Source organism: Actinomycetota bacterium (assembly GCA_019347575.1).
In the GTDB taxonomy this organism is placed as follows: domain Bacteria; phylum Actinomycetota; class Nitriliruptoria; order Nitriliruptorales; family Nitriliruptoraceae; genus JAHWKY01.
Genome location: JAHWKY010000001.1, coordinates 41,133 through 67,264, shown reverse-complemented (window position 1 = coordinate 67,264; position 26,132 = coordinate 41,133). Strand labels below are relative to the sequence as shown.

General features: G+C 70.6%; 22 protein-coding genes. 6 read left to right on the top strand and 16 right to left on the bottom strand.

The window, feature by feature from the left end:
- Window positions 1-3 precede the first annotated feature (3 nt).
- The 3 genes from KY469_00240 to KY469_00230 form a co-directional block, all read right to left on the bottom strand.
- A complete protein-coding gene (locus tag KY469_00240) occupies window positions 4-1,446 on the bottom strand; it encodes a PAS domain-containing sensor histidine kinase (GenBank protein ID MBW3661499.1) in 1,443 nt (480 codons plus the stop codon).
- A 3-nt stretch (window positions 1,447-1,449) separates the two neighbouring features.
- Window positions 1,450-1,767: a hypothetical protein gene (locus KY469_00235; GenBank protein ID MBW3661498.1), complete on the bottom strand. Its 318-nt coding sequence runs from the start codon at window positions 1,765-1,767 to the stop codon at window positions 1,450-1,452.
- A gap of 78 nt (window positions 1,768-1,845) precedes the next feature.
- Window positions 1,846-2,580, bottom strand: coding sequence for an enoyl-CoA hydratase/isomerase family protein (locus KY469_00230; protein ID MBW3661497.1), 735 nt, complete (start codon window positions 2,578-2,580; stop codon window positions 1,846-1,848).
- 116 nt (window positions 2,581-2,696) lie between these two features.
- On the opposite strand from KY469_00230, the gene KY469_00225 reads away from it, so the two are divergent.
- On the top strand, window positions 2,697-3,317 hold the full coding sequence (locus KY469_00225) for a DUF5317 domain-containing protein (protein ID MBW3661496.1): 621 nt from the start codon (window positions 2,697-2,699) through the stop codon (window positions 3,315-3,317).
- Here KY469_00225 and KY469_00220 read toward each other — a convergent pair.
- Both KY469_00220 and KY469_00215 read right to left on the bottom strand, forming a co-directional pair.
- Window positions 3,283-4,491, bottom strand: coding sequence for an HD domain-containing protein (locus KY469_00220; GenBank protein ID MBW3661495.1), 1,209 nt, complete (start codon window positions 4,489-4,491; stop codon window positions 3,283-3,285). The two genes, KY469_00225 and KY469_00220, sit on opposite strands and share 35 nt — an antisense overlap.
- Window positions 4,491-5,876, bottom strand: coding sequence for an HD-GYP domain-containing protein (locus tag KY469_00215; GenBank protein ID MBW3661494.1), 1,386 nt, complete (start codon window positions 5,874-5,876; stop codon window positions 4,491-4,493). Before KY469_00215 ends, KY469_00220 begins: the two co-directional genes overlap by 1 nt.
- 792 nt (window positions 5,877-6,668) lie before the next feature.
- On the opposite strand from KY469_00215, the gene KY469_00210 reads away from it, so the two are divergent.
- On the top strand, window positions 6,669-7,400 hold the full coding sequence (locus KY469_00210) for a hypothetical protein (protein MBW3661493.1): 732 nt from the start codon (window positions 6,669-6,671) through the stop codon (window positions 7,398-7,400).
- 2 nt (window positions 7,401-7,402) lie between these two features.
- Here KY469_00210 and KY469_00205 read toward each other — a convergent pair whose 3' ends face one another.
- The 4 genes from KY469_00205 to KY469_00190 form a co-directional block, all read right to left on the bottom strand.
- Window positions 7,403-7,879: a transcriptional regulator gene (locus KY469_00205; protein ID MBW3661492.1), complete on the bottom strand. Its 477-nt coding sequence runs from the start codon at window positions 7,877-7,879 to the stop codon at window positions 7,403-7,405.
- A 67-nt stretch (window positions 7,880-7,946) separates the two neighbouring features.
- On the bottom strand, window positions 7,947-8,903 hold the full coding sequence (locus KY469_00200; GenBank protein MBW3661491.1) for a GDP-mannose 4,6-dehydratase: 957 nt from the start codon (window positions 8,901-8,903) through the stop codon (window positions 7,947-7,949).
- Between the two features lie 19 nt (window positions 8,904-8,922).
- Window positions 8,923-9,201, bottom strand: coding sequence for a zf-HC2 domain-containing protein (locus KY469_00195; protein ID MBW3661490.1), 279 nt, complete (start codon window positions 9,199-9,201; stop codon window positions 8,923-8,925).
- A gap of 61 nt (window positions 9,202-9,262) precedes the next feature.
- Window positions 9,263-10,477: a sigma-70 family RNA polymerase sigma factor gene (locus KY469_00190; GenBank protein ID MBW3661489.1), complete on the bottom strand. Its 1,215-nt coding sequence runs from the start codon at window positions 10,475-10,477 to the stop codon at window positions 9,263-9,265.
- Between the two features lie 117 nt (window positions 10,478-10,594).
- On the opposite strand from KY469_00190, the gene KY469_00185 reads away from it, so the two are divergent.
- Together KY469_00185 and KY469_00180 are read left to right on the top strand one after the other, a co-directional pair.
- Window positions 10,595-10,993: a hypothetical protein gene (locus KY469_00185; GenBank protein ID MBW3661488.1), complete on the top strand. Its 399-nt coding sequence runs from the start codon at window positions 10,595-10,597 to the stop codon at window positions 10,991-10,993.
- Window positions 10,990-11,451, top strand: a complete 462-nt coding sequence (locus KY469_00180; protein ID MBW3661487.1) for a hypothetical protein — start codon at window positions 10,990-10,992, stop codon at window positions 11,449-11,451. The genes KY469_00185 and KY469_00180 overlap by 4 nt, the downstream gene beginning before the upstream one ends.
- A 12-nt stretch (window positions 11,452-11,463) precedes the next feature.
- Here the strand turns inward: KY469_00180 and secA are convergent, their stop codons facing one another.
- The 3 genes from secA to KY469_00165 all read right to left on the bottom strand — a co-directional run bounded on the left by secA (window position 11,464) and on the right by KY469_00165 (window position 18,927).
- On the bottom strand, window positions 11,464-14,469 hold the full coding sequence (gene secA / locus KY469_00175) for a preprotein translocase subunit SecA (protein MBW3661486.1): 3,006 nt from the start codon (window positions 14,467-14,469) through the stop codon (window positions 11,464-11,466).
- A 170-nt stretch (window positions 14,470-14,639) separates the two neighbouring features.
- A complete protein-coding gene (gene acs, locus KY469_00170; GenBank protein MBW3661485.1) occupies window positions 14,640-16,589 on the bottom strand; it encodes an acetate--CoA ligase in 1,950 nt (649 codons plus the stop codon).
- 181 nt (window positions 16,590-16,770) lie between these two features.
- A complete protein-coding gene (locus KY469_00165; protein ID MBW3661484.1) occupies window positions 16,771-18,927 on the bottom strand; it encodes an AAA family ATPase in 2,157 nt (718 codons plus the stop codon).
- 236 nt (window positions 18,928-19,163) lie between these two features.
- On the opposite strand from KY469_00165, the gene KY469_00160 reads away from it, so the two are divergent.
- Window positions 19,164-19,382 carry a hypothetical protein gene (locus tag KY469_00160; GenBank protein ID MBW3661483.1) on the top strand — a complete coding sequence of 73 codons (219 nt, stop codon included), beginning with the start codon at window positions 19,164-19,166 and terminating at the stop codon, window positions 19,380-19,382.
- Between the two features lie 42 nt (window positions 19,383-19,424).
- Window positions 19,425-20,633 (top strand): HNH endonuclease, encoded by a 1,209-nt coding sequence (locus tag KY469_00155; protein MBW3661482.1) that lies wholly within the window; start codon window positions 19,425-19,427, stop codon window positions 20,631-20,633.
- 9 nt (window positions 20,634-20,642) lie between these two features.
- Here the strand turns inward: KY469_00155 and KY469_00150 are convergent, their stop codons facing one another.
- The 4 genes from KY469_00150 to KY469_00135 all read right to left on the bottom strand — a co-directional run bounded on the left by KY469_00150 (window position 20,643) and on the right by KY469_00135 (window position 26,062).
- Entirely contained in the window at window positions 20,643-22,199 is a 1,557-nt protein-coding gene (locus KY469_00150; GenBank protein MBW3661481.1) for a hypothetical protein, read from the bottom strand.
- A gap of 26 nt (window positions 22,200-22,225) precedes the next feature.
- Window positions 22,226-24,190: a gamma-glutamyltransferase family protein gene (locus KY469_00145; GenBank protein ID MBW3661480.1), complete on the bottom strand. Its 1,965-nt coding sequence runs from the start codon at window positions 24,188-24,190 to the stop codon at window positions 22,226-22,228.
- Window positions 24,191-24,328: 138 nt separating this feature from the next.
- Window positions 24,329-25,744 carry an aspartate aminotransferase family protein gene (locus tag KY469_00140; GenBank protein ID MBW3661479.1) on the bottom strand — a complete coding sequence of 472 codons (1,416 nt, stop codon included), beginning with the start codon at window positions 25,742-25,744 and terminating at the stop codon, window positions 24,329-24,331.
- A 42-nt stretch (window positions 25,745-25,786) separates the two neighbouring features.
- Window positions 25,787-26,062 (bottom strand): hypothetical protein, encoded by a 276-nt coding sequence (locus KY469_00135; GenBank protein MBW3661478.1) that lies wholly within the window; start codon window positions 26,060-26,062, stop codon window positions 25,787-25,789.
- Window positions 26,063-26,132: the final 70 nt, after the last annotated feature.

Genomic DNA, 26,132 nt, shown 5'->3' with positions numbered 1-26,132 from the left:
CGATCAACGCGGCAGCGGCAGCACCGCCTCGCACGTCGTCCCCGAGCCGTCCTCGCCGGGTCCCACCGACAGCTTCCCACCCAGCTCACTGTCGACGAGGGTAGTGGCGATCTGCAAGCCCAGGTTCGCGTCGGACTCGATGCGCCAACCCTCGGGCACGCCGACCCCGTCATCGCGGACACGCAGGACGAGGCTCGCCGGGCGGCGGTCGAGTTCGACGAAGACCGTGCCGCCGCGGTCAGGGAAGGCGTGTTCGACGCTGTTCTGGAGCAGTTCGGACAACACCAGCGCCAGCGGCGTCGCCACCTCCGCGGGGAGCTCGCCAGCTGCGCCGTCGAGGCGCATGTGCACGGGACGTTCGGGGTCGGTGAGCCCGACCGCGAGCATGTCCACGAGCCGGTGGGCGACCTTGTCGAACGACACCCGCTGACGGCTGTCCTGGCTCAGCGTCTCGTGCACCAGCGCGATCGACGAGATGCGCCGCACCGACTCGGCCAGGGCCTGCACCGCCTCGGGTGAGCCGAGCCGTCGCGACTGCAGCCGCAGCAGCGAGGCGACGGTCTGGAGGTTGTTCTTGACACGGTGGTGGATCTCGCGGATCGTGGCGTCCTTGTACAGCAGCAGCCGCTCGTGGCGGCGCAGCTCGGTGACCTCACGGATCAGCATCACACCGCCGAGCACCTCGTGTTGGCGAGTCAGCGGCAGCAGCCGCCGCAGCACCACCGCCCCGCGCGCCTCCACCTCCGACTCGAGCGGTTCACCGTCCGCGAGGGCCTCGAGGACGGCCTGGTCGTCGAGGTCGAAGTCGGCGAGGTTGCGACCGATGATGTTCTCGAGCACTCCGAGCCGCCGGTAGGCGCTGATCGCGTTGGGGCTCGCGTAGACCACGGTCCCCGCTCGGTCGACCCGCAGCAGACCGTCGCCCACACGGGGCGCGAGTTCACGCTCGGGGTCCTCGCCGGGGTAGGGGAAGGTGCCCTCGACCAGCATCTCCACCAGCTCGTCGGCGGTCTGCAGGTAGGTCAGCTCGAGCTGGCTCGGGGAGCGCACCATCGACAGGTTCGCCTCGCGCGTGACGACCGCGACGACCTCGTCCTCGAAGTGCAGCGGTATCGCTTCCTCCCGCACCGGGACACCCGACGACCAGTCCGGGTCGCCGTCTCGGACGATCTCGCCCTGTTCGAACGCACGCACGACGGCCGGGCGCTCCTCGGGTTCGAAGCGGCGCCCGACGAGGTCCTCGTGGTAGATCGTCTGCGCGGTGTAGGGCCGCATCTGGGCCGCGACGTGCAGGTCACGACCGTCCTCGTCGCGGAGCCACAGCAGCAGGTCGGCGAAGGCGAGATCGGCGAGGATCTGCCAGTCGGAGACGACCGTTTGGAGGTGGTCGACCGCTGCATCCGAGACCGCGCCGTGGAGCTCGGCGACCTCCTGCAGCGACGACACGCGTCAGCTCCCGAGGTGTTTCTGGAGCTGCTCGAGCGGGACGACCTCACGGATGCGCGCGAAGGCGCGCGCCTCGATCTCCTTCGCCTCCTTGAGGCTCAGGCCGACCTCGCGGGCGGTCTCGCCGATGGGGTGGGGGTGGCCGTCCACGAGCCCCATGCGGAACTCGATGACGCGTCGTTCCACCTCTGGGAGGCGGTCCAACACCTGCTTGAGCGGGCGTGCCAGGGCACGAGCGGGGTCGTCCTCCTCGGGGCGTGAACGCCGCTTCGCGGCACCACCGCGCCCCGACGCACCGGTACGCCGCTTCTGATCGGCCATCGCGTCACACCTCGGTCGGTCCGACGAGAGTAGTCCCCGCACGAGGTGAGTGGACCCGGGGGCGCCTGGCGTCGGAGGTCACCGGCCCCGCCACTGGGGGTCGCGCTTCTCGAAGAACGCCGTGATGCCCTCGACGACGTCCTCGGTCTGCACGTTGAGGTCGAGCATCCCCTGCAGGTACGCCATGGCCTCGCGGTGAGGCAGGTCACGAGCGGTGTAGAAGGAGCGCCGACCCAGGCGCTGAGCGACCGGGGCACCCCGCAGCAGCTCGGACACGACCGCGTCCACGGCGGGGTCGAGGTCGGCGCGCGGGACGGCGCGGTTGACCAGGCCCCACGCGACCGCCTCGTCGGCGCTGAGACGCCGTCCGGTCATCATCAGCTCCAAGGCGCGCTTGGGTCCGACGTGGTCCGCGATCGCACGCGAGATGACGTAGGGCCACAACCCGACGCGGACCTCGGGCGTGCCGAACTGCGCATCCTCCACGGCGACGAGCAGATCGCACAGCAGTGCGAGACCGAGACCACCCGCGAGCGCGTGACCGTTCACACGCCCGACGAGGGGACGATCCAACTCGGCGGCGGCGGTGAACAGCTGACGCAGCTTTGCGCGGCCCTCGTGCTGCGCCACGGCGCCCGCGTCGGGTGCGATGTCGCTCAGGTCGGCGCCCGCGCAGAAGGCGCGATCGCCGGCGCCGGTGAGCACGACGACGCGCACGGCGTCGTCCTGGCTCGCGGACCGGAACTCGCGCAACAGCCCGTCGAGCACCTCGCCGTTGAGCGAGTTGCGTTGGTCGGGGCGGTCGATGGTCAGGACCCGGACCGGTCCGTCGTCCTCACGCCGTAACGTCACGCGCCCCTCCAACTGAGCTGGGACCTCGGAGCGTAGGGGGCGACGTGGCAGGCTCCGCAGGACGAGGAGGTGGGTGGTTGCCGTTCACGGTCGTCGTGGTCGCGGGTGCGGTCCTCGTCGCCTACCTCCGAGGAGGACGGCTGCAGCGCATCGCCGACGCGGATCTGCGGGGCGTGTGGCTGCTCTTCGTCGGGTTGGTGCTGCAGATCACCGTCGACATCGCCTCCGCACGCGACGCCGTCAACGAGACGGTTGGCTACCTGGGCCTGCTCGCGAGTCAGCTGCTCGTGGTGGGGTGGGCGATCTGGAACTGGTGGCGGCCGGGCATGGCGCTGATCGTGATCGGGCTGTTGCTCAACGCGCTCGTGATCGGGGCGAACGGGGCGATGCCGGTGGATCTGGACGCCGTCGCGGAGCTAGGCGGCCAGGGGGTCCCGATGGGCAAGCACGAAGCGCTCGACGAGAGCACGCGGCTGGGGTTCCTGGGCGACGTCATCCCGCTGCCACCGCTGCGCACGATCATCTCCATCGGCGACATCGTGCTGGCGGCCGGCCTGGTGGCGCTGGTGCACCACCTGATGACCTTCCGCCCCGCGCCCGAACGCCGCGGAGGCGTCAGGCGAACAGGCCATGCTCGGACCGACGACGTGCCGGGTCAGACCTTCACAGCACGCCGCGACGGGAGAGGACGCGGTTGAGGGCCTGGATGACGACGGGGTCGTGCTCGTAAGCCATGCCGAGGTGGAGCCGCTCGAGCGCGTCCCACGGCTGCCGGCCCGGACCGCCGGGGTGGCTGTACTGGTCGTACTCACACGCGGTGCGCAGGATCCTGGCGGTCATCGGGACCGACGCGTCCTCGCCCTCGCGGCGCCGACGGTACGGGTCACGCTGGCGTTCGAGGATCGCGACCACCGCCGGCATGTTGCCGGCCTCGCGGACGACCGCCGCCCCGGCGGTGGCGATGTTCGCGCCGACAGCCTGCTCGCGGACGGCACCGAGTTCGTGCAGGTGGGCCGCCCGTTCGAGCGCGGCGACGTCCTCGTCCGCCAGCGCGAGCTCGCGACCGATCTCCATGGCGAGACGTCCAACCCGGATGCCGTGCCCCTCGGTCGTGGCGCCGACGAGCTCGGGCAGCCGGCTCATCGCCCGGACGGTCTGGTCGTAGGTCCGCTGGACGAGCGCGTGGCGTCGCAGGCCGGACCGGGCGGCCAGCAGTGGCAGCAGCATCAGCACGATCGCCCACGCCCCGAGGGCACCGTGGACCATGGCGGCCAGTCCGGCCGACGCTGCGAAGGCGACGAGCGCGGCCCAGCTCGACAGCAGCAGGCCGCGGTAGACGGGCAGGATGCGCACACGCTTGCCGACGGTCTCCTCGATCGCCTCCCAGTACGGCACCCCGACGACGAGCACGAGCGACACCGCAGCGAGGCCGACCACGTTGACCGCTTCGGTCGCGGCCGCCACGGTCGCCACAGTGACGGTCGGAGCCAGGAGAGCCGCGAGCGCGACGACACCGGGGAGGCTGACGCCGACCGACACGCGTCCGAGCAGGTCGAGGGGTCGGAGTTCCGCACCCGCACCGGCTCGCGCGACCGCCGCCAGTACCCACCCGCCGGCTGCGACCGCTGCCGTCGTGCCGGGGGGGTTGCCGAGCAGAGCGAACGTGGCGACGACGGCGGACGCGACGGGGATGGCGTGTCCTCGTAGCTTGTCGACCGTGATCATCTCGCCGAGCGCCGCGGCCGCGACGAACACTGCGAGGGAGCCGCGGGACGCGGACAGCGTCTCCGGACGCAGCAGCCAGGCGCACGCCAGTGCTGCGGTGACGACGGCGCCGACGAGGAAGCCCGACCAGGCGGAGCGGGCACCCATCAGCTCACCTCCCGATCGCGCTCGTCCCCGAGCACGATCAGCCGGTCTCCGGCCGGGGCCGCGCCGCTCGGTGCGATCGGGTGGGTCCCCGACACGTCCAGCGCCACCTCGTCGTCGTCGCGATCGTGTTCGAGGTGGGTGGTCGGCTCCCAGCCCATGCTCCGCGTCACCGACGCGAGCGCCTCCACGCCACGCGCGTCGAACTGGCTACCGGCACAGCGCCGGAGCTCCTCCAGCGCCGCTCCGACGGTCATGGCGGGGCGGTACGAGCGGGTCGAGGTCATCGCATCGAAGGCGTCGACGACGGTGACGATCCGCGCCGTCTCGGGGATGTCGCTGCCCGCGAGACCGTGCGGGTAGCCGCGGCCGTCCCACCGCTCGTGGTGGTGGCGGACCGCGTCGAGAGCGGGCGCGAGGAAGTCGACATCCGCGAGGATCTCGACGCCGACCGTGGGATGCACGCGGATGTGCTCGAACTCGGCATCGGTAAGCGGCCCGGGCTTGTTGAGCACCCCGGGATCAGTACCGACCTTGCCCACGTCGTGCAGCAGCGCCGCGTAGCGGATCTCGCGTCGGGCGTCGTAGTCGTAGCCCAGCTGACCCGCGACGGCTTCGGCGAGTTCGGCGACCCGCTCCGCGTGGCCCCGCGTGTACCCGTCCTTGACCTCGATCACCTTCACGAACGCGCGGACCAGGCGGTCGTAGGCGTCGGCCTCGCGCTGGAACCCCAGTAGCCCGTGCCGCGCCACGAGCGCGGGGATGAGGAGGAGAACGAGTGCCGGGGCGCCGATCTCGAGCAGGACGGTCGCCGCCAGGATCGACAGCCCGACGTCGACGAGGACGTTGAGACGCATCGCCGCGCTGAGGCTGCCGAGCGTGCTGCGCAGCGACTCGCCCGACGTGACCAGGATCACCAGGCCGATCAGCAGGTTGCTGACGAGGGTGTGGACCATCGCCATGACGACCACGGCACCGACGCCGGCGAGAGAGGTGACGACCCCGTCGTGCCAGGCCGCTCCGCCGAGCAGCTCGAACACGTGTCCCGCGACCAGAGCCGCGAGAGCCCACTGGCCGAGGTTGACGGCGGCGCGCTCGACGAAGCTGTGGGGCGAGCGCCGGAACGCGAGCGCGGCGACCGCGCCGGGCGCCGTGAGCACGCCGAGGGCGGGGCCACCCACCAGGATGGCGGTGAACGCCACCAGCGTGATCAGCGAGGCAGCGACATCCTGACGCACGCGCGCCGGGAGCAGCTCGACGAGGAAGGCGGCGAGCACGAAGCCCCCCGCTTGAACCGGGTCGACGATGCGAACGGCCCACGCGACGCTGGCGCCGCCGCCCACACCGAGCAGGACGAGCAGGAGCGTGAAGCGCGGGTCGCGGCGCACGAGCCTCCCTCTTGAAGGAAGCCGAGCGAGCGGTCTGCGGGTGGGTCGGTCTGACGCCGTTCAGGGGCTCAGCCCCAGGAGAAACCCGCGCCAGCGGACAGCACGAGGGCTGCCACAGCGGCGAGGGCGGAGAAGATCTTCTTCATGGTGTTCCTCCATCGAGATCGGGATCCTCTGGCCGTCGCCGCTAGTTGACAGCTCGCGGTCCGCTCCGCTCGATGGTGGTGCTGGTGGTGCCGTAAACCGGTCCGACCGAGGTCGGGACGGGGGACGTTCGGTCGATGTTCGTTCGATCAGGGTCGGCGTCGTACGTTGCCGACCTCCCCACACACCGCTCGCTCTGCAGTTGTCAGTAGTTGCTGTGCTTCTTGTTAACTTTCGGGATCTACTAGTGGAGCCGTATCGTTCTGTGGTGTCAAGAGGGGTTTCACCACGTGTGAGTCTCGTTGTTGCTTCGTGAGGTCAAGAGGGATCGGGTCTGGAGGCTCACGGAGCCTGAGCTGCCGCTGCGGTGATCCGTCCCATCCTCCCGTCTCGTCCACCATTGTCGCGCCCGGACGGGCCCTCGGCCATGGTCAGTCGTGACCATTCCGCTCCCCCAGATGGGCTAGTGCGGTCATCGGCCACGCGGCCGATGGCGTTGCTCGGACGGGTCAACGAGCGAGGCGCGGAGAAGTTACGCGGCCGGGCGAGAATCCGCTCGACCCTGCATCGGGTGCGCCGACCTGAGGGGGCCCACCGTTACGCTCGTCGAGGGGTCGCGACCGTCCGGCCCCGCGCGGGGAGCCACACGTGGACGCACCCGACAGCGATGCGAGGACGGGCCTGACGGCCGACGTCGACCTGCCGAGCGGCGAGGACGCTGACGTCGACCTGCACGACAGCGGTCAGCGTCACCTCATCGAGGCCGCGGTGAGCGAACTGCCAGGCGTGCTGGCGGCCCGCATCGTCCCCGGCTACGAGCGCTCGATCGACGAGCTGCACATCCTCGCCACCCTCGACAAGACGCCCAAGACGCTGGTCCGCGACGTGCAGTCGTTGCTGATGGCGAGGTTCGCCATCACCATCGACCACCGCGTCGTCAGCATCGTGCAGATGGAGGACAGCAGTGGCGTCGCACGTGCGCCCCGCGTGCTCATCCGCGAGGTCACGGCCTCGCAACAGGGCCTGGAATCGCTCGTCGACGTCAAGCTCGTGCTGGACGATCGGGAACTGACTGGACGGGCCCGCGGTCCGGCGTCCGCGGCGGGGCGGCGGCGCACCGCCGCACGAGCGACGCTCGAGGCGCTGCAGCCGCTGCTCAGCGGCAGCCGCGTGGTCGAGGTGGAGGGCGTGGCGGTGCAGCACATCCTGGGCCACACCGTCGCCCTGAGCTTCGTGCACATCCACACGGCGAAGGGTGCCGAGACCGTGTGCGGGAGCGCGCTGGTGCGCGCGGACGAGGCCGAGGCCGTGGCACGGTCGGTGCTCGACGCGGTGAACCGCGAGATCGACGAGGACTCCCCGACCGCTAGCGGCGGGTGACGTCACCCCTGCGCGATGATCCCCGCGGCCCGCAGATCGCTCAGCAGCGCGTCGGGGTTGGTCTCCATGATCACGGCCAGGGCACGCAGATCCTCACCGCGGACCGACAGCATCTGACGGTTGTAATCGCCCCGCTGGAGCTGGATGGACTCGCAGTAACGACGCAGGCCCGACCACCGGTCTGGATCACGCTCGACGGCGGCGAGGTCGAGGACGATCCCACGGCCACGTTCCACGGGCCGCGGCACGTCGTCGGTCGGGAGCACGTCGGCCGGTGACACGCTGTAGAACTCCGCCAGCTCGCACAGCCTCGACGCGCTGATGTTGCGATCGCCCCGCTCGTAGGAACCGACGACCGCGGCCTTCCACTTACCACGGGAGATGCGCTCCACATCCTGCAGCGACAGGCCCTGCTGGGTGCGTACCTGCCGCAGCCGAGCACCCACGTCCTCGGCGTACGATGACGCTTCCTCGACCATCTCGGTCCCGCCTCCTACCACCACCGCATCCACCCCCAGCCGGTGTCGTGCGTACCCGAGCGTAACGCTACGGACGGGTGCCCTGTCGGAGGTCCGCCGACCAGGCCAGGGTGGCAGCCAGGCCCTCCTCCAACGTGGTCCAGGGTTTCCAGCCGAGCCCGGAAGCGGCCTTCCGCGGGTCGATCGAGTTGTGTCGCAGCTCACCCGGCCGTTCGGGTGCGAAGACGGGCTCGCGGTCGTAGCCGGTGGCGGCCGCGAGGGCGCGGAACAGCGCCAGCACCGAGGTGCGCTCGGCGGTGCCGACGTTGAAACGCTCGTCGTCACCACGGTCCATCGCGAGGACGAGCGCGTGGACGACGTCGTCCACGTACACGAAATCGCGGGTCTGCTCGCCGTCCCCGAAGATCACGCACGGCTGCCCGCCGAACATGCGCTCGATGAAGATGGACACGACGCCCGCTTCCCCGGCGGGATCCTGCCGGGGGCCGTACACGTTGCTCAACGCCAGCGAGGTCCAGTGCATGCCGTACAGCGCCTGGTAGGTCCGCAGGTACTCCTCGGCGGAACGTTTGCTGGCCCCGTAGGGCGAGCGCGCCGGGGCGTCGGCGGTCTCGGGTAGCGGCAAGGCGGACTCCGGCGGCTCGCCGTAGATGCAGCCTCCTGACGTGGTGAAGATCACCTTGCGCACGCCGTACCGGCGCGCGGCCTCGAGGACCTCGATCGTGCCTATCACGTTGACGGCAGCGTCGTGCAGTGGGTCCTCGACGCTGCGGCGGACGTTCATCTGCGCCGCGAGGTGCAGGATCACCTCGGGGCGGTGCCGTTCCGCGACGCGGTCGAGGGCGCCCTTGGTGAGATCGAGGCGTTGGAACTCGAGGTTGCCACCGGCCGAGCGCCGCGCCTCGGCGAGGTTCTCGAGCTTGCCGGTGGAGAGGTCGTCGACCACGACGACCCGTCGACCCTCCGCGAGGAGCCGATCCACGAGGTGGGAACCGATGAAGCCGGCTCCGCCGGTCACGAGCACGCTCTGGGTGGACGCCACGTCAGAGCACGTCGTCGGAGGGAGTGACGTCGTCGAGACAGCCCCGTATCCGCTCGGCCAGACCGGCCGGCACCGACAGGTCGCCCTCCAGTCCGGCGCGGATCACCGTCCGGACGTGGCGCTCGAACTCGACGCGGTCACCGCACGGGGCGCAGGCGACCAGGTGCTCGGCGAGCTCGTCCACGCGTGAACGTTCGAGCTCGCCGTCGAGGAACAGCTGCAGCGACGCCAACGCCTCGCTGCAAGCGACATGTGGATCGGGTGAAGTCTGATCGGTCATGCCTCCCCCCTTGAGGGGGGAGGAGCCGGCGTTGCCGGCCTGGGGGGTGATGTCTGATCGGTCATGGCTGGTCCTCACCGTCGGCGGATGCGTCCTCGTCCCGGCGCACGAGTCCGCGCTCCTCGACGTACCCGGCCAACGCCTGCTGGAGCGCTTTCCTTCCTCGGTGTAGCCGTGACATCACGGTGCCGATGGGCGTGTCCATGATCTCGGCGATCTCCTTGTACGCGAAGCCCTCGACGTCCGCGAGGTAGACCGCCATGCGGAACTGGTCAGGCAGGCTCTCGAGCGCGTCGCGGACCTCGTCCGAGGTGATCTCGCGCAGGGCCTCGTACTCCGCCGACCTGCCCGCTCCCTGGACGCGGTCGTACAGCGAGAAGTCATCGATCTCGTCCTGCAGCGACTCCTGCGGACGGCGCTGCTTCTTGCGGTAGTTGTTGATGTAGGTGGTGTGCACGATCCGGTAGAGCCAGGCCCGCAGGTTGGTGCCGGGTTCGAACTGGTGGAACTTGGCGTACGCCTTCGCGAAAGCTTCCTGCAGCAGGTCCTCGGCGTCGGCGGGGTTGCGCGTGTAGCGCAGGGCGGCGCCGTAGAGCCGGTCGAGGTGGGGCAGGGCCTGCTCCTCGAACGCGGCGCGGCGTTGCTCGTCGGTCAGGACCTGCCGCACGACGGGCTCGTCGGAGGTGGCGCTCTGCAGCTCCGTCACCGTCGCCCTCTCGTAGCCGGAACCGGAGTCTACGGGCCCGGGGCGGTGCTTCTTCCACAGCAACGGGGTTGCATTCTCTACATCGATATAGCATGAGATACTATGACATCTACGAGAACGCCCGCGCACCGCGCGGGCCCCGGTCCCGTCGCCGCCCCCGTCTCGTGCGGGACCGGTCGCACCCGTCGGGGGCCCGGCACCGCGCCGGGTCCCCCGGCGGGTCAACGCGGGAGGGTGCGGTTGACCACAGCGGAGTGGGATCCGGAGAGGCCCTCGAACCGGCGACGGATCGTCGTCGCGGTGGCGGTGGTGCCCTGGATCGCCCTGGTCGTGCTCGTCGCGCAGGGAGGGCGAGCGAGCGCACCGACCACGTCGTCTGACGTCGATCCGGCGCCCGTCCTCGCCACGTTGCCGACCGCGACGGCCGTGCCGGTGCCGGCACCTTCCACGGCGCAGACCGTGACCCCTCCTGCTCACGACGCGCCGGACACGGTCGTGGCCTCCGGCGGGCTCTCCCGGGCCAGCCTCGTCCACGTGGTCGCCGTCGCACTGGCGAGCGCACGCGATCATCTCGGCGGGGCGGCACCGGCGCTGCTGGGGGAACGGGTTGCACCCCCCGACCGCTACGTCGAGCACCTGCATCTCGAAGCGCTCGACCACCCCGCCCCCGGTGCCGCGGTCGCGGTCGTGGCGGCGATCGTGCTGCACCGCGGCCAGGACGCGTTCGAGCGTGCGGAGCTGGTGCGGCTCGGGGTCCCGCTCCTCACCGACGGGGGCACCGCACGTCTCGCCGGGACCCCGTGGCGACTGCCCCCCGCTGACCTCGAGCCCGTCACGCCCTCGCTCGATCCGGTCGACGACCCCGACCTGCTCGTCGAGGCCGGCGCCGCCCTGACCGCGGCTGGGTACCGCGACGTCGAGGTCACCGCGCTCGACCGGACCGCCACGTGGGCGTTGTCCGTCACCGCGACCGCGATCGCACCGGGTGAGGTCGAGACCGCCACGCACCAGGTGTGGCTGCGACCCCACCTGAGCGGACTGATCGTCGCCGGGTGGCGACCCGAGACACCGGAGGAAGCCCCATGACGAGAACGCGCCGACGCCGCGACCGCCCCGCTGACGGCCGTCCCCCCGGGAGACCCGATCCCCTCCGTCTCGCCCGTGCTGTGGTCGTCGCCTGGCTGGAGGTCGAGTCGGGTCGACGACCCCTCGAGCAGCTCGCCCCGATCCTCGCTCCCGTCATCGCTCGGCGTATCGCGGCGACCGTCCGACACAACCGTGGACGCGGCGTCGCACCCTGGGGTCCCGGGGCCGATGCGGTGGTGGCCTGCCACGGACAGAGCCTCGACGAGGGGTCGTGCGACGCGGTCGTGGTCGTCCGCATCGGCCCGCGTATCGCCGCCGTCGCGGTGAGGGTGGAACAGCACCGGGGGGCGTGGCGTGTGGTCGAGCTCGCCCGACCGGAGGATGGCTACGACGCGGTCAGGACCGCCAGCCTCCCCGAGTCTCCGCCCACCCCGGCCCTCAGCGCAGCGCCGGCCTGAGCGACAGCCCGCTCAGGCCCCGTGGCACTTCTTGAACTTCTTCCCGCTGCCACACGGACACGGGTCGTTGCGGCCGACGTTGGCGAACTCGTCGTCACCCTTGGTGTAGGTGCCGCCCGCGGCGATCCGACGCACGGTGCCGCCCTCGTCGGTCCGGGCGGGTCCCTGCTGCCGCGGCGAGGGTGGCGGGGCGCCGTCGCTGGCGGATGTCGCCGTGCCGTCACCGACGGTGTAGGACGCCCCGGCCGAGCCGGTCCCCGCGTTCTCGTCCGTGCCGGAGTAGCTCAACCGTGCCGGCTGCTTCGGCTCCTCGAACCGGATGCCAGGGATGGCCTTCTCGGCCGCACCGTCGCCGGAGCCGTTGCCGCCGGGGGTCGGGGCGGCGGTCGTCGGGGCGGGGGCCTCGCCGGTCCGTCCCGACTGGACCGCCACACGTGCGGCCGCGCCGGTGTCGAGCTTCACCTCGCCGCGCTGTGCCGCCTCCTGCGCCTGGCGTGCCTCCTCGTCCTCGCGACGGACGGGCAGGTGGAAGAAGTAGGTGACGGCCTCGTCCTTGACGCTGTCCATCATCGCCACGAAGTTGTCGTAGGCCTCGCGCTGGTACTCCACCAGGGGATCGCGCTGCCCCACCGCGCGCAGACCGATGCCGTCGCGGAGGGCATCCATCTCGTAGAGGTGCTCGCGCCACTTGCGGTCGACCACCGACAGGATCACGCGGCGCTCCACCTCACGCATGATCTGGTCGCCGCCGACCTCCTGCTCCCGCTTCTCGTATCGCTCGAAGACGTCGTCGATCAGGCCGTCGACCAGGCCCTGCCGCTCGATGCGCTCGAGGTCGAGGCCGTCCCAGTCGTAGCCGCACGGGTAGACCTCCTCGAGGTGGCCGCGCAGGTCGTCGAGCATCCACTCCTCGGGGAACACGCCCGGCGGGGCGAACTGGTCCACCGCGCCCTCGATGACATCCTCGACGTACTTCTGCGCCAGCTCCATCACGGCGTCGTGGTCGCCCTCGATCAGGCGCTGCCGCTGGCCGTAGACGACCTTGCGCTGCTCGTTCAGCACGTCGTCGTACTTGAGGACGTTCTTGCGGATGTCGAAGTTGCGGGACTCGACCTGACGCTGGGCGTTCGCCACCGCCTTCGTCACCCACTTGTGCTCGATCGGCACGTCCTCGGGGATGTTGAGCCGGGTCATGATGCGCTCGACGGCCGCGGCGTTGAACAGCCGCATCAGGTCGTCCTCGAGCGACAGGAAGAACCGGCTCTCGCCGGGGTCGCCCTGACGTCCGGAGCGTCCACGGAGCTGGTTGTCGATCCGGCGCGACTCGTGCCGCTCCGTACCGATGACGTAGAGGCCGCCGGCCTCGAGGACGTGCTCCCTCTCGTCCCGACGCAGCTCCTCGTAGCGAGCCGTCGCCTGCTCCAAGGTCTGCTGGCGCTGCTCCTCGGTGGCGTCCTCGGGCAGCTTGGCGACGTCGTCCTTCGCGAGCTCCTCGGGGTTGCCCCCCAGCACGATGTCGGTTCCGCGCCCCGCCATGTTCGTCGAGACGGTCACCGCGCCCTTGCGCCCCGCCTGGGCCACGATGTGGGCCTCACGAGCGTGCTGCTTGGCGTTGAGGACCTCATGGGGGATGCCGCGGCGCTTGAGCATGCCCGCCAGCAGCTCCGACTTCTCGACCGAGGTGGTGCCGATGAGGATCGGCTGTCCCTTCTCGTGCCGCTCGATGATGTCCTCGACGACCGCCTCGAACTTGGCCTTCATGCCCTTGTAGATGAGATCGGCGCGGTCGGCGCGGATCATCGGCTCGTTGGTGGGGACGACGACGACGCCGAGCTCGTAGATCTCGGCGAACTCCATCTCCTCGGTCTTGGCCGTACCGGTCATGCCGGCGAGCTTGTCGTAGGTGCGGTAGTAGTTCTGGAGCGTGATGGTCGCGAGGGTCTGGTTCTCCTCCTTGACGTGCACCCCTTCCTTGGCCTCGATGGCCTGGTGCAGCCCCTCGGAGTAGCGCCGTCCCTCGAGCACACGCCCCGTCTGCTGGTCGACGATCTTGACCTCGCCGCTCTGGACGATGTACTCGTCGTCGCGGCGGAACAGCTCCTTGGCCTTGATGCCGTTCTGCAGGTGGTGCACGAGCGGGGTGTTCACCGACTCGTAGAGGTTGTCGACACCGAGCAGCTGCTCGACCTTGGCGATGCCCTCCTCGGTCACGCCGACCGTGCGCTTGGCCTCGTCGATGACGTAGTCGCCGGTGGTCTCCCCCTCGCCGAGGTCCTCGCCCTTCTTGAGGTTGGGGACGATCCGACGCGCGAAGATCTGGTACCACTGCGCGCTCTGCTCCGCCGGGCCGGAGATGATCAACGGTGTGCGTGCCTCGTCGATCAGGATCGAGTCGACCTCGTCGAGCAGGGCGAAGTGGTGGCCGCGCTGGACCTGCGCCTCCTTCGACAGCGCCATGTTGTCGCGCAGGTAGTCGAAGCCGAACTCGTTGGTCGTGCCGTAGGTGATGTCGGCGAAGTAGGCCTCGCGCTTGGACTCCTTGGGCTGCTGGCTGTGGACGGTGCCGACGGTCAGCCCGAGGAAGCGGTGCACCGCGCCCATCCACTCGGCGTCACGCTTGGCGAGGTACTCGTTGACGGTGACGACGTGGACGCCCTCGCCCGTCAGGGCGTTGAGGTAGACCGGCATGGTCGAGGTGAGGGTCTTGCCCTCACCGGTCTTCATCTCGGCGATGTTGCCCTCGTGGATGGCGATGCCGCCGAACACCTGCACGTCGTAGGGACGCTGGTGCAGGACACGCCACGCGGCCTCGCGCACGAGCGCGAACGCCTCGGGCAGCAGATCGTCGAGCGACTCGCCGTCCTCGAGCCGCTGCTTGAGCTCGGGGGTCATGGCCTTGAGTTCGTCGTCGGACATCGCCTCGAAGCGGGGCGCCAGGTCGTTGACGACCTGGACCTGCCTCGAGATGACCTTGGTCTTGCGCCCTTCGCCCCAGCGCAGGGGGTTCAACGTGACCATCGGGGAGGTGCCTTCTCGCGTCAGCGGACGGGGTCGGTGGCGCGTTGCGCGTCAGCCGACCAGGGTACGCGACGAAGTCCTGCGCTACCGCTCCGCTACTCGAGCACCCATGCTGCGGTACCGCTCCGCTACTCGAGCACGGCCCCCGGCACCGGTGCGGGCAGAGGTGCCTACTCGTCCGCCTGGGCGAGGTAGCGGTCCTTGATGCCGGCCACGACCCCGGGATCGGCGAGCGTGGTGGTATCGCCGAGGTCGTCGTCCTCGGCGACGTTCTTGAGGAGCCGCCGCATGATCTTGCCCGAGCGGGTCTTGGGCAGGTCGTCGGTGAACAGGATGCGCTTGGGCTTGGCGATGGGCCCGATGACCTTGCCGACGTGCTCGCGCAGGTCGCCTTCGAGCCCGCGTGATGGCTCGTAGCCGCCGCGCAGGATGACGAACGCCGCGATCGCCTGGCCGGTGGTGGCGTCCGCCGCCCCGATGACCGCCGCCTCCGCGACGGCCTCGTGGTCGACGAGCGCCGACTCGACCTCGGTGGTCGAGATGCGGTGGCCGGAGACGTTCATCACGTCGTCGACACGCCCGAGCAGCCAGTAGTAGCCGTCGGCATCGCGCTTGGCACCGTCGCCGGCGAAGTAGACGCCATCGAACCGCTGCCAGTACGTCTGCTCGTAGCGCTCCGGGTCACCCCAGAAGCCGCGCAGCATCGACGGCCACGGCCGCGTGAGCGTGAGGTACCCGCCTCCGGGGATGTCCACCGACTCGCCACTCTCGTCGACGACGTCGGCCGAGATGCCCGGCAGCGGGAACGTCGCCGAACCCGGCTTGGTCGTGGTCACGCCCGGAAGGGGGCTGATCATGATGGCACCGGTCTCGGTCTGCCACCACGTGTCCACGATCGGGCAGCGGCCGCCGCCGATGTGCTCCTGGTACCACATCCACGCCTCGGGGTTGATGGGCTCGCCGACCGTCCCGAGTAGGCGCAGTGAGCTCAGGTCGTGCTGGCCGGGGTGCTCCTCGCCCCACTTCATGAAGGTGCGGATCGCGGTCGGGGCGGTGTAGAGGATCGTGACGCCGTAGCGCTCGACGATCTGCCACAGCCGGTCCTTGTCGGGGTGGCCCGGCGCCCCCTCGTACATGACGGAGGTGCTCAGGTTGGCCAGCGGCCCGTAGACGATGTAGCTGTGGCCGGTGACCCAGCCGATGTCCGCGGCGCACCAGTAGACGTCGTCGTGGGGGTGCAGGTCGAAAACGTGCTTGTGGGTGAACGCGACCTGCGTCAGGTACCCCCCTGTCGTGTGCATGATCCCCTTGGGCTTGCCGGTCGTGCCCGACGTGTACAGCAGGTACAGCAGGTCCTCGCTGTCCATCGGCTCGGCGGGGCAGTCCTCGGACTGGTCCTCGATGACCTCGTGGTACCAGCGGTCGCGCTCGTCGGCCCACGCGATCTCCTGCTCGGTGCGACGCACCACGATGACGTGCTCGATGGAGGGCGTCTCGGCCACGGCAGCGTCGGCGTTGTCCTTCAGTGGGACCTGGTTGCCGTTGCGCCAGGCGCCGTCCGCCGTGATCAGCACCTGTGCCTCGGCGTCGTTGATGCGATCTCGCAGCGCATCACTGCTGAAGCCGCCGAACACGACGGAGTGGGGTGCCCCGATGCGAGCGCAGGCGAGCATCGCGACGGGTAGCTCGGGGATCATCCCGAGGTAGATGCAGACGCGATCGCCCTTCGACACGCCGAGTTGCTTGAGCGCGTTCGCGAAGCGGTTGACCTCGGCGAGCAGGTCGGCGTAGGTGATGGTCCGGGTGTCCCCCGGTTCGCCCTCCCAGTGGTAGGCGACCTTGTCGCCGTACCCCGCCTCGACGTGGCGGTCGAGGCAGTTCTCCGCGACGTTGAGCTGTCCACCGACGAACCACTTGGCGTAGGGCAGTTCCCACTCGAGCACGGTGTCCCACGGTCGTGACCAGTCGAGCGCCTGCGCCTGCTCGGCCCAGAACGCCTCCGGGTCGGCCTCGGCCCGCTCGTAGATGTCCTCGTCCGAGAGCAGGGCGTCGGCGGTGAACTCCGGCGGCGGCGGGAAGGTGCGCGCCTCCTGGAGGAGGTCCTCGATGGCCTGGGTCATGTGGGCGGCTCCCCTGCTCGGCTCGGATCTGGTGTGCTACCGCTTCGCTACTTGAGCACCGTCTGTCGTGCTACCGCTCCGCTACTTGAGCACCAGCCACGTTAGCGCGAGCCCAGTCGGGTCCCCATGCGGCCCGAGCCGTCGAGACCGCGCTCTCGACGGCGGACGGCTCGCCACGCCTCTATCGACGGCGCGGATGCGCCGTCGCCTGAGACAGGGCCTCGGGGACGGCGTCGTCGGGGGCGACGACGATGAGGTGGTGGGTCGCGCGGGTCATCGCGACGTAGAGCGTGCGCAGCCCGCCCCGCCGGGTCGTGGCGGTGGTGGCGACGACGGCCTCTGGGTCGGCGACCACGACGCCGTCCCACTCGAGCCCCTTCGCGGCGATGGGATCGACGACCGCGAGCCGGTCGTCGCCGCCGAGCAGCGCGGTCACGGCGGCGGCGGCCTCATCGAGAACCTCGAGAGGGGCGATGACGGCGGCGGTGCCGTCGACCCGGGCGAGGATCCGCTGAGCCGCGCCCGCTACCTGGTCGGCCAGTTCGGCGCGTGGCACCACGACGACCTCTGGGGCGTCGCCCTCGCGCAGGCTCAGCGGCGGCTCGGCGTCGGGGTCGGCTTGGCGCAGGATCCGGGCTGCGGTCTCGACGATGCGCGCCGGAGTGCGGTAGTTGGTGGACAGCTCGGTCACGACGATGTCGGGGCGGTCGAGGTGCTCTGCGAGGAGCTGCTTCCAGTCCGTCGGCTCGTCCGCGGCGGTCTGGTGCGGGTCACCCACGATCGTGAGGTTCGCCGCGCGGCTGCGACGTGCCAGCATCCGCCACTGCATCGGCGTGAGGTCCTGCGCCTCGTCGATGACGATGTGCGCCCAGCCGTCGTAGGTCTGCGGGTCGGGGACCCCGCCGCGCTCGGCGGTGCCCTCGCGCTCGCTCCACACGCTCAGCTCGTCGGGGTGGCGTTCCACCTCCTGGCGTTTCCTGGGGCGGGGACCGACGCGTGCGAACAACTCGTCCACCAGAGCCGCGTCGGCGGGTCCCACCGCGCCGGGTGACCGACCTTGGAACGAGCGCACCAGCGCGGCGATCTCGTCCTCGTCGAGCACGCCTCGTGCGGCGTCGGCCAGGCGCTCGGGCTCGGTCGTCATCGTGCGCCACATGCTCGGCGCGTCGGCGAGCGGCCAGAACCTGCGCACCAGACGATCGAAACCGGGGTCGGTGCGGATCGTGGCAGCGACTTCGTTGGCATCGGCCGGACGTCGCCCCGCAGCCTGTGACCACGCCTGCGTGAGCTCTGCGGCGAGTCGGTCGGCCGCGAACTGGCGTCGGGCGTTGAGCCCGAGGTCAGGGCGGGCGACGCGGCTGCGTGCCTGCTGGAGCGCCCCCGGATCGGGACGGAAGCTGACCGACGCCACCTGGAAGGTCGGCACGTCCTCCGGCGTGAGCTGCGGGAGGAGCTGTGCGGGCAGCCGCTGTACGACCTGTGCCATGCGGGGGTCGCCCTTGAGCGCGGCGACGTCGGGCGGGTCGCGCAGGGTGTCGTCGACCTTGGACACGAACCCGGTGATCGGCAGGAGCACCACCTGGTCTTCGCCCAGCGACGGCAGCACGCGGTCGATGTAGTCGACGAAGCGACGGTTGGGACCGATCACGAGCGCGCCTCGCCGCCCGATGCGCTCCCGCGCGCTGTACAGCAGGTAGGCGACCCGGTGCAGCGCCACCGCGGTCTTGCCCGTGCCAGGGCCACCCGACACGATCACGTCGACGTCCTCCGGCTGACGGATGACGCGGTCCTGCTCCGCCTGGATGGTCGCCGCGATGTCGCGCATGTGGTGCGCGCGGCTCCGGGTGACCGCGGCGAGCAGGGCCGCGTCGCCCACGAGCGCGACGTCGTCGGGGGCGTGCTCGGGGTCGAGGAGCTGGTCCTCGATCGCGATGACCCGCCGTCCGCGGGTGAGGATCGTGCGACGCCGAATCAGCCCGTGTGGATCGGCGTAGGTGGCGCGGTAGAAGGCCTCCGCGGCCGGGGCGCGCCAGTCGACGACCAGGGTGTCGAGGTCCTCGTCGCGCAGCCCCACACGCCCGATGTGCAGCGTCTCGCCCGCCAGGTCGTCGGTGCGGCCGAAGATGAGCTGCTGCTCGTCGCCGATGGTCAGCGAGGCGTACCGCGTCGCGATGCTGTGCAAGAGAACGTCACGCTCGTACAGCTGCTGGTGGTGGCTGGTGACCTCGCGGTGAGCGTCCGCGGTCTCGATCGCACGCTCGCGCAGCTCCTCGAGCCGCGACCACGCACGCTCGAGGTGCTCCTGCTCAGCCGCGAGCTCGTCGGTCTGTTCGGACATCCCTCACCCCGGACACGGAACCCACGAAGGTACCCCGGTCCCTATCTCCTCCGCATCAACCAGCGACGTCGGTCGAGGTGGCGGATCGGCGCGAGCACCACCCTCGGGGCCGCGTCGTTCCTCTACGGATGAGCCGCCGACCAGCCGGGCGGTTCTCCACAGCGCGCTATGCGAACAGATGTTGCATCCACCTGTTCGAGCTGGTAGTGTCACACCCAGCACCTACGTTGAGGTCCATGCCACAAACACGCCGCTACCCCAACCGCCGGGCCGAGGCCCCAGGTGGTGGCGCGCGTACGGAGGTCGGGGCGTCGGTCGCGCGCGAGGTGCGGGGCGGCTACGACGCTGGACGAGACGACGACCCCGTCCGTGGCGACGATCCCGGGCGAGACGATGATGGTGGTCGTGGCGCCGACGCGGGGGCGCTGCCGTCACGCGGACCCGACCTGGCCTAGGCCCTGACCCAGCTACGCGCCGCGCTGGATGTGCTGGCTGAGGTGGATCTGTTCGATCAGATCGACCGTGACGTGCTCGACGCCACCGTCGAGATCCACACCCACCTCAACCGCCTCCAGGCCCAGCAGTCGCGGCTGCTGGACCGCTCCCAACGCGCCGGGGCCTACCGGGCGGACGGGGCCGTCACCCTGGCGTCGTGGTACGCCGCCCGCACCGGCATGGACGGCGCTGCCGCGTCGCGGCTGACCCGCCGCGCAACCCGGCTGCGGCACTACGACCAGCTCCGCGACGCCTACCAGGCGGGGCAGGTCTCCTCCGAGCACGTCGATGTGATCGTGCGCGCCACCACCACCCGCCGCTACCCCGCCCTGCATGAAGCCGAACCCGCCCTGGTCACCCTCGCCCGCCACGGCACCCCCACCGACGTGCGCCGCGCGGTCAAGCTCATCCGCGACCACACCGACCCTGACGGCACCGACGCGGAGCCGATGGGGCCGGGGCCCGACGAGCGCCGCGAGGTGACCGTCCACCCCGGCATCGACGGGCTCGGTGACCTGCACGGCACGCTCGTGCCCGAGGTGCACGAGCTGTTGGCGCAGCTGATCGAGACGCTGGCCACCCCCGACGGCAAGGACGTGCCCAAGGAGCAGCGCCGCACCGCCGCCCAGATCCGCCACGACGCGTTCGCCGAGATCCTGCGCCGCGCCGCCGCCGCGACGCTGGAGACCAAGAACGGCGCCCGTCCCCACGTCAACCTGATGATCGACCTGTGGACCCTGCTGGGCCGAGAAGCCGCCGCCACGTTCGAATCCCGTCTGCGCCGCACCGGCACCATCGACGACCAACTCGCCCGCGACCTGCTCGCACAGTGGGGCCTGCACGACGAGGGGTTCCTCACCAACGTCATCCTCACCGCCGGCCCCTACCGCCCGGTCGCGTTCGGACGCTCCCTGCGCACCATCCCTGACTGGCTCCGCCCCCTCCTGGAGCACATCCACACCCACTGCCGCTACCCCTTCTGTGATCGGCCGGTGGCGTGGACCGAAGCCGACCACGTCATCCCCTGGGCCGACCACGGCGAAACCGAATGGGACAGCACCCTGCCCGCCTGCAAAGGCCACGACAGCCACCACGCCATGCACACCACCGGGGGCTGGAGCGCCACCTACGACCCCCACAGCGGGATCGCGACCTTCACGTCGCCCACCGGACACCAGATCCGCACCCACCCCCCGCCCCGACGATGTTGAACCGTGGCACTAGCCCGGAACCACCGTGACGAGTTCCGTGCTCCCGTCCCACGGTGACGTGCCGTAGCCGCGCTCGAGCAGCTCTACGGTCCCGTCGCCGGATACGTGGATGAAGCCGTAGCTGTGGTTGTCGCGTTCATCGGTCTCGATGATCACCCGATCGGGGTCGCTCGTGCCACGTAGCACGTAGTAGCCCGCGAGCGGCTGGCCCAGCTCGTCGGTCGGGAAGTCGACGTAGTTGCCGCCCCGGTTCCACTCGTAGATGTCGCCCCAACCGGCGTTGACCTTCGGCTCGCCCAGTCCGAGCAGCGGCGAGTTGCCCATGCCCGGCCCGCAGTGGTCGGGATGCTCGGGGGGGCTCTGCGGGCAGGCCCCGCTCCGCGGGTACTGGTAGAAGCGGTCCCAGCCCGACATCATCTCGTCGCCGGGGAAGACGCCGAGCTTGCTGCCCGGGCCGACCAGCTCCAGCTGCCTGGGCCGCGGGTCGCCCAGGCTCCAGCCCTCGTCGTTGACCCGGAACAGCTCGAAGAGGTACGCGTTCTGGTAGTGCAGGTGCCCGTGCGCGGCGTGGAAGCGCCCCACCCCGGCCGATCCCAACGTCTCGACCTGGCAGCAGCTCCCGTCGGCGTAGAAGCGGATCTGCGTCAGTGGCCAGTCACGGGCGTCCTCGCCGACCTGCCAGGGCTGTCCCACGACCTCGCCCATCGCGCAGCCGAAGAGCGAGCAGATCGTGTCCCCGATCGGCTTGGTGTGCGGGTAGTAGTGCTGGCACGCGGGGCAGAACACCGACAGCCAGAAGATGCCGTCACCGGCGTTCTCGAACCCCATCGAGTAGCGGAGGCACAGCCTCGGCGCCGGGCGACCCTCCTCGACGGCCTCCTCGATCTCCTCCACCATGCACGAGGCCTGTGGCGCCGCCACCGGCGCGCCGGGCCCGTACGTCGCGCTGGGGGGGTAGAAGTTGAACTCGAACGGCGGGATCGCCCGCAGGTTCGGGGTCAGCACCGTGCGGTCTGCGCCGCGCCGGTGGTGGTCGGCCTCGTGGTGGCCATCGACCTCAAGCTTGGCGCGCAGCCGGAACGCCATATCGACCACGCTCTCGGGGATCACCCGGACCGTGTACACGCCAGCCTCCGGCGGTACCAGGAACACCTCCACGCCGTAGGCGGTGAAGGTCTCGCCGGTGGAGTCCTCCGCGACCACGCCACCTGCCTCGTCGAGGAGCTGGAGTCGGAAGATCATCTCGGGCGCCGAGCCGTTGAAGTCCGCCCAGGGCCGGACGTCCCCGGCCTCCTGGAACACCGCGCTGAGCGCGACACGCAGCCGGGCACCGCCGTCCGCGACCGTGATCTGCCACTGCGGGCAGTCGCCGGCGACGCCGCAGAAGTCGGCTCCGGGAACCTGGGCGCGGTCGACGTTGACCGCCGCGCAGAACGCCTCGTCGCCGGGTGCGAGAGCGGCGTCCTCACAGTCAGCCGCCGCGGTGGGGGCCGCCACCAGCGGCCACCCGAGCATCCCCAGGACCAGGATGCCAACCCAGCGTTGCATCGAACGGATGCTGCTCATCGGGTACCCCTCTGCTCGGCCCGTTCTTACGGGCACGTGGTTGGCGGGACATCGGCCTGAGCGCAGGAGCCCCATTCCTCCCGGGGGTCCGACACCGCCAGCCGCCGCCCGGTGATCTGGTCCACGCCCGCTGAGGCGAGGTGCGGTTGGAAGTCGTACTCCCCGCGGTGCACGAGCGTGTGGCCCCGGCGCTCTAGTTCTCGTTGCACCTCTTCGGAGATGCGCGGCGCGGACCCGGGGGGGTGCTGGATCCCGGGGTCCCGCGGATCGTGGGCCTCGATGCTCAGCTCCAGCGCTTCCGTGTCGCCGTCGTCCGCCACGACGGCATCGACCCGCGCGGCGTCGATCCCCTGGGCGATGTCCATCCCGAAGTCGACGACGTTGACGATGTTCTGCACGACGCCCCGGGGGATGGTGCTGCTGCCGCCCCCTCCGGTGACGAGCACGGGAACGCCATGACGGGCGACGATCGCCGGCGTCGTTCGGGACTCGCTCCGCTTGCCCGCTTGGGCTTCGTCGGGGCTGCCGGGGGGCCCGGGCATGATGATCGAGGAGTTGAGCGTGAAGCCGGTGCCCGGGGCGACGACCGCGCTGCCGAAGGCGAAGCCGGTGCTGCATGTGACGGACACGGCGTTACCGGCCGCGTCGACCACCGAGACGTGGAGGGTGTGCCCACCGCCGGAGCCGGAAGCCTCTCCGTGCGGCTCCTCGTCTTCGAACTCTCCGGCCTCGTAGAGCCTCGCTGAGTCCTCCCCGAACCCGATCTCGGCCCGGCGCTTGTTCGCGTAGCCCTTGCCCGTGAGCTGCTCGACCGGCACGTCGACGAAGTCGGGGTCCCCGATGTGGGCGTTGCGGTCGGCCCAGGCGATCTTCTGCACCTCGGCCATGGCGTGGAGGTGGTTGGCCGAAGAGTGCTCCCAGCCCGGAGAGCCGAGCGGGAAGCCCTCCAGGATGTTGAGCATCTCGATCGTCTGCACGCCTCCCGAGGTCGGCGGCGGCATCGAGATCACCTCGTGGCCCCGGTAGGTCCCCGTGAGGGGCTCGCGCCAGATCGCTCGGTAGGTGGAGAAGTCCTCGGTGGTCAGCAGGCCGATGTCGTTGGGCTCGGGCCCCCACTGGGCCACGATGACGGGGTTGGTCCTGGCCGCCTCCTCGGCGCCCTCCATGTCCCGCACGATGAGCCGCCCGATGCTGGGTCCGGCCTCGTAGCGATAGCCGTTGTAGTCGAACGCCGGGTACTCGGCATCGGCGTAGAACGCCTCGGGCCCGAAGGCGGCGACGAGGGCGAGCGACCTGGCGTAGTCCGCCTGTACGAGCGTGGATCCGGGCGGGTACGGGGTCGCGCCGCCCAGCAGGTAGATGCTGCGGGTCTCCTCGTAGTAGGAGAGCCGCTGGTGGAACAGCGTGCTCAACGCGGCGAACTGCTGGCTGACGGTCATCCCCTCGCGGGCGAGCCGCTCGGCGGGCGCGATGACCTCGGCCAGGGAGAACCGCCCCGACCCGTGCCGCTCGAGCGCGGCGGCCATACCCGCCACGGTGCCGGGGACGCCCACGGCCATGTGCCCGGCGGCGCCCTCGAGGCCGGTCGTGCCGTCCCGGTGCATCCCAGGGATGAAGAAGGTGTCAGGGCCTGAGGCGAGCGGGTAGGTCTCCCGGAAGTCGAGCGATGCGACCTCGCCGTCGGCGCCTCGGTAGACGAGGAAGCCCCCGCCGCCGATGCCGCAGAACTCCGGCCGGGTGACGCCCACCGCGAACACCGTCGCCACAGCGGCATCGATCGCGTTGCCGCCGGCGTCCAGGATGCCGATCCCCGCGCGGGCCGACTGCGTCGACAGGGAGGAGACCACGCCTCCGCTGCTCGTGACGGCAGAGCGGAACCTGCTCCCCTCGCCGGCCGGGTCCGCTGAGGCAGCGGTCATCGAGGTGACCGCAACCAGTGCCGCCATCGCGGCGAGCAGGTACGGGTTCCGCCGGAGCGGTCGGCTGCTCACGAACCGCTCTGCCCTTGCGGGCTGTCCTGACGGTCGCACGGCGGTCTCCTTCGCGTCACCCATCGGACTCTCCATGACGTGCAGGGTGCGCCGCAGCCTTCGGGTGACCTTCGCGTGGCGTTCGCCCGCGACTCGAGGTCATCCCTCCCGAGCGCACCGCAGGAGCGCATCGACCGCGCGGTCGACGTCCTCCTCGTCCGTGGCCCAGTTGGACACCGAGATGCGCATCAAGCGCATGCCGTTCCAGGTGGTGCCGCTGAAGAAGGCGGTGCCATCCTCCTGGACGCGGTTGACGACCCGGTCGGTGAACGCGTCATGGTCCTGGTCGTCGGCGAGCCATCGGACCAGGATCTGGTTGAAGGCGACGTCGTTGGCGATCTGTGCCTTGCCGCTCTCGCCGATAGCGGTGGCGAAACGGCGGGCCAGAGCACAGACACGGTCGACCAGGTCCTCGACGCCGCGGCTCCCCAGCGAGCGCAGCGTCGCGTAGACCCCCAGTCCGCGTGCTCTGCGCGAGAACTCCGGGTTCCAGTCCAACTGATCACGGGGACCGCCTTCGTCGCTGTGGACGAGGTAGCTGGCTTGTACGCTCATGGCGGCGCGGTGCGCGGAGCGGTCCCGGCACACGGCGATGCCGGAGTCGTAGGCGACGTTGAGCAGTTTGTGCGCGTCGGTCGACCACGAGTCCAGCCGGTCCAAGCCTGCGGTGATGGGCCGCTGCCCGGAGGACGCTCGCGCCCACAGGCCGATGGCGCCGTCCACGTGGACCCACGTCGGGTTGTCTCGGCTCCGGTGAGCCTCGGCGGCGTCGGCCACGGCATGGAACGGATCGAAAGACCCGGTGTTCACGTTGCCCGCCTCGACGCAGATGATGGTGGGACCGTCGAGGTTCTCCAGCGTCCGGTCGAGGTCCTCGGCGTCCATCCGTGATCCGGCGTCGGAGGCAACCTCCACCGCACGGCTGTAGCCGAGCCCGAGGAAGCGCAACGCCCTGGCGACCGTGCTGTGCTTCTCCGACTTCACCACGACGTGGACCGGCGGGGCTCCCTGCAGACCGTCCGCCTCGACGTCCCACCCGACCTGGCGCAGCACCGCATCACGTGCGGCCGCCAGACAGGTGAAGCTCGCCATCTGCCCACCCGTGACGAACCCCACCGAGGCATCCCGGGGCAGGTCGAGCAGGTCGAGCAGCCACCCCGCCGCCACCTCCTCGACGACCGCCACGCCGGGCGCGACCGCGTAGAGGCCCGCGTTCTGGTCCCACGTCGCGGTGAGGATCTCCGCGCCGTAAGCGGCGGGGTGCAACCCGCCGATGACGAACCCGAAGTACCGTCCCGACGCGTGGGCGACGATGAAGGGTTCAAGATCGCGGGCCAGCGCCGCGATCACCTCTGTGGCCGGAACGCCTTCGGACGGCAACGGACCGCCCATCGACGCCAGGATCTCCTCTGGGTCCGTCGGCCGGTAGACGCGACGGTCGGGTAGGGACCGTAGGTAGGCCAGTGCCGGTTCGCGGACCGCGTCGAGAACTCCTTGCCAGTCGGACTCACGCATGGACGCCTCCCCGCCACCTCAGGGGACACCCGTCCCGCAAGGTCATGGAACGCTGCTGTCGTCACGCTGGTCCGGTCGCGGGGCGACCCCGGTGATCGGCCCCGGGTCCTGCAGGAGGCTCAACGGGCGGATCACGTCGTCGGCGTCGGGCGCCGAGCGGAACGTGACGAGTTCGAGCAGCTCCCCGCTGCTGCGGAACGGGACGGCCGCGCCCGACCCCACGCGCTCGACGGTGCCGTGCAGGCCGCCGTCCCCACCCGCCACGTCGCCTGCCGGGGACCAGATCCGCACGATGAACGTCTCCATGACCGCCATCATGCCGCCAGGCCTTCGGGTGGCCTTCGGGTGGGTGCAGGGGAGGCTCCTCGACCCGCCTTCGTTCCAGGCT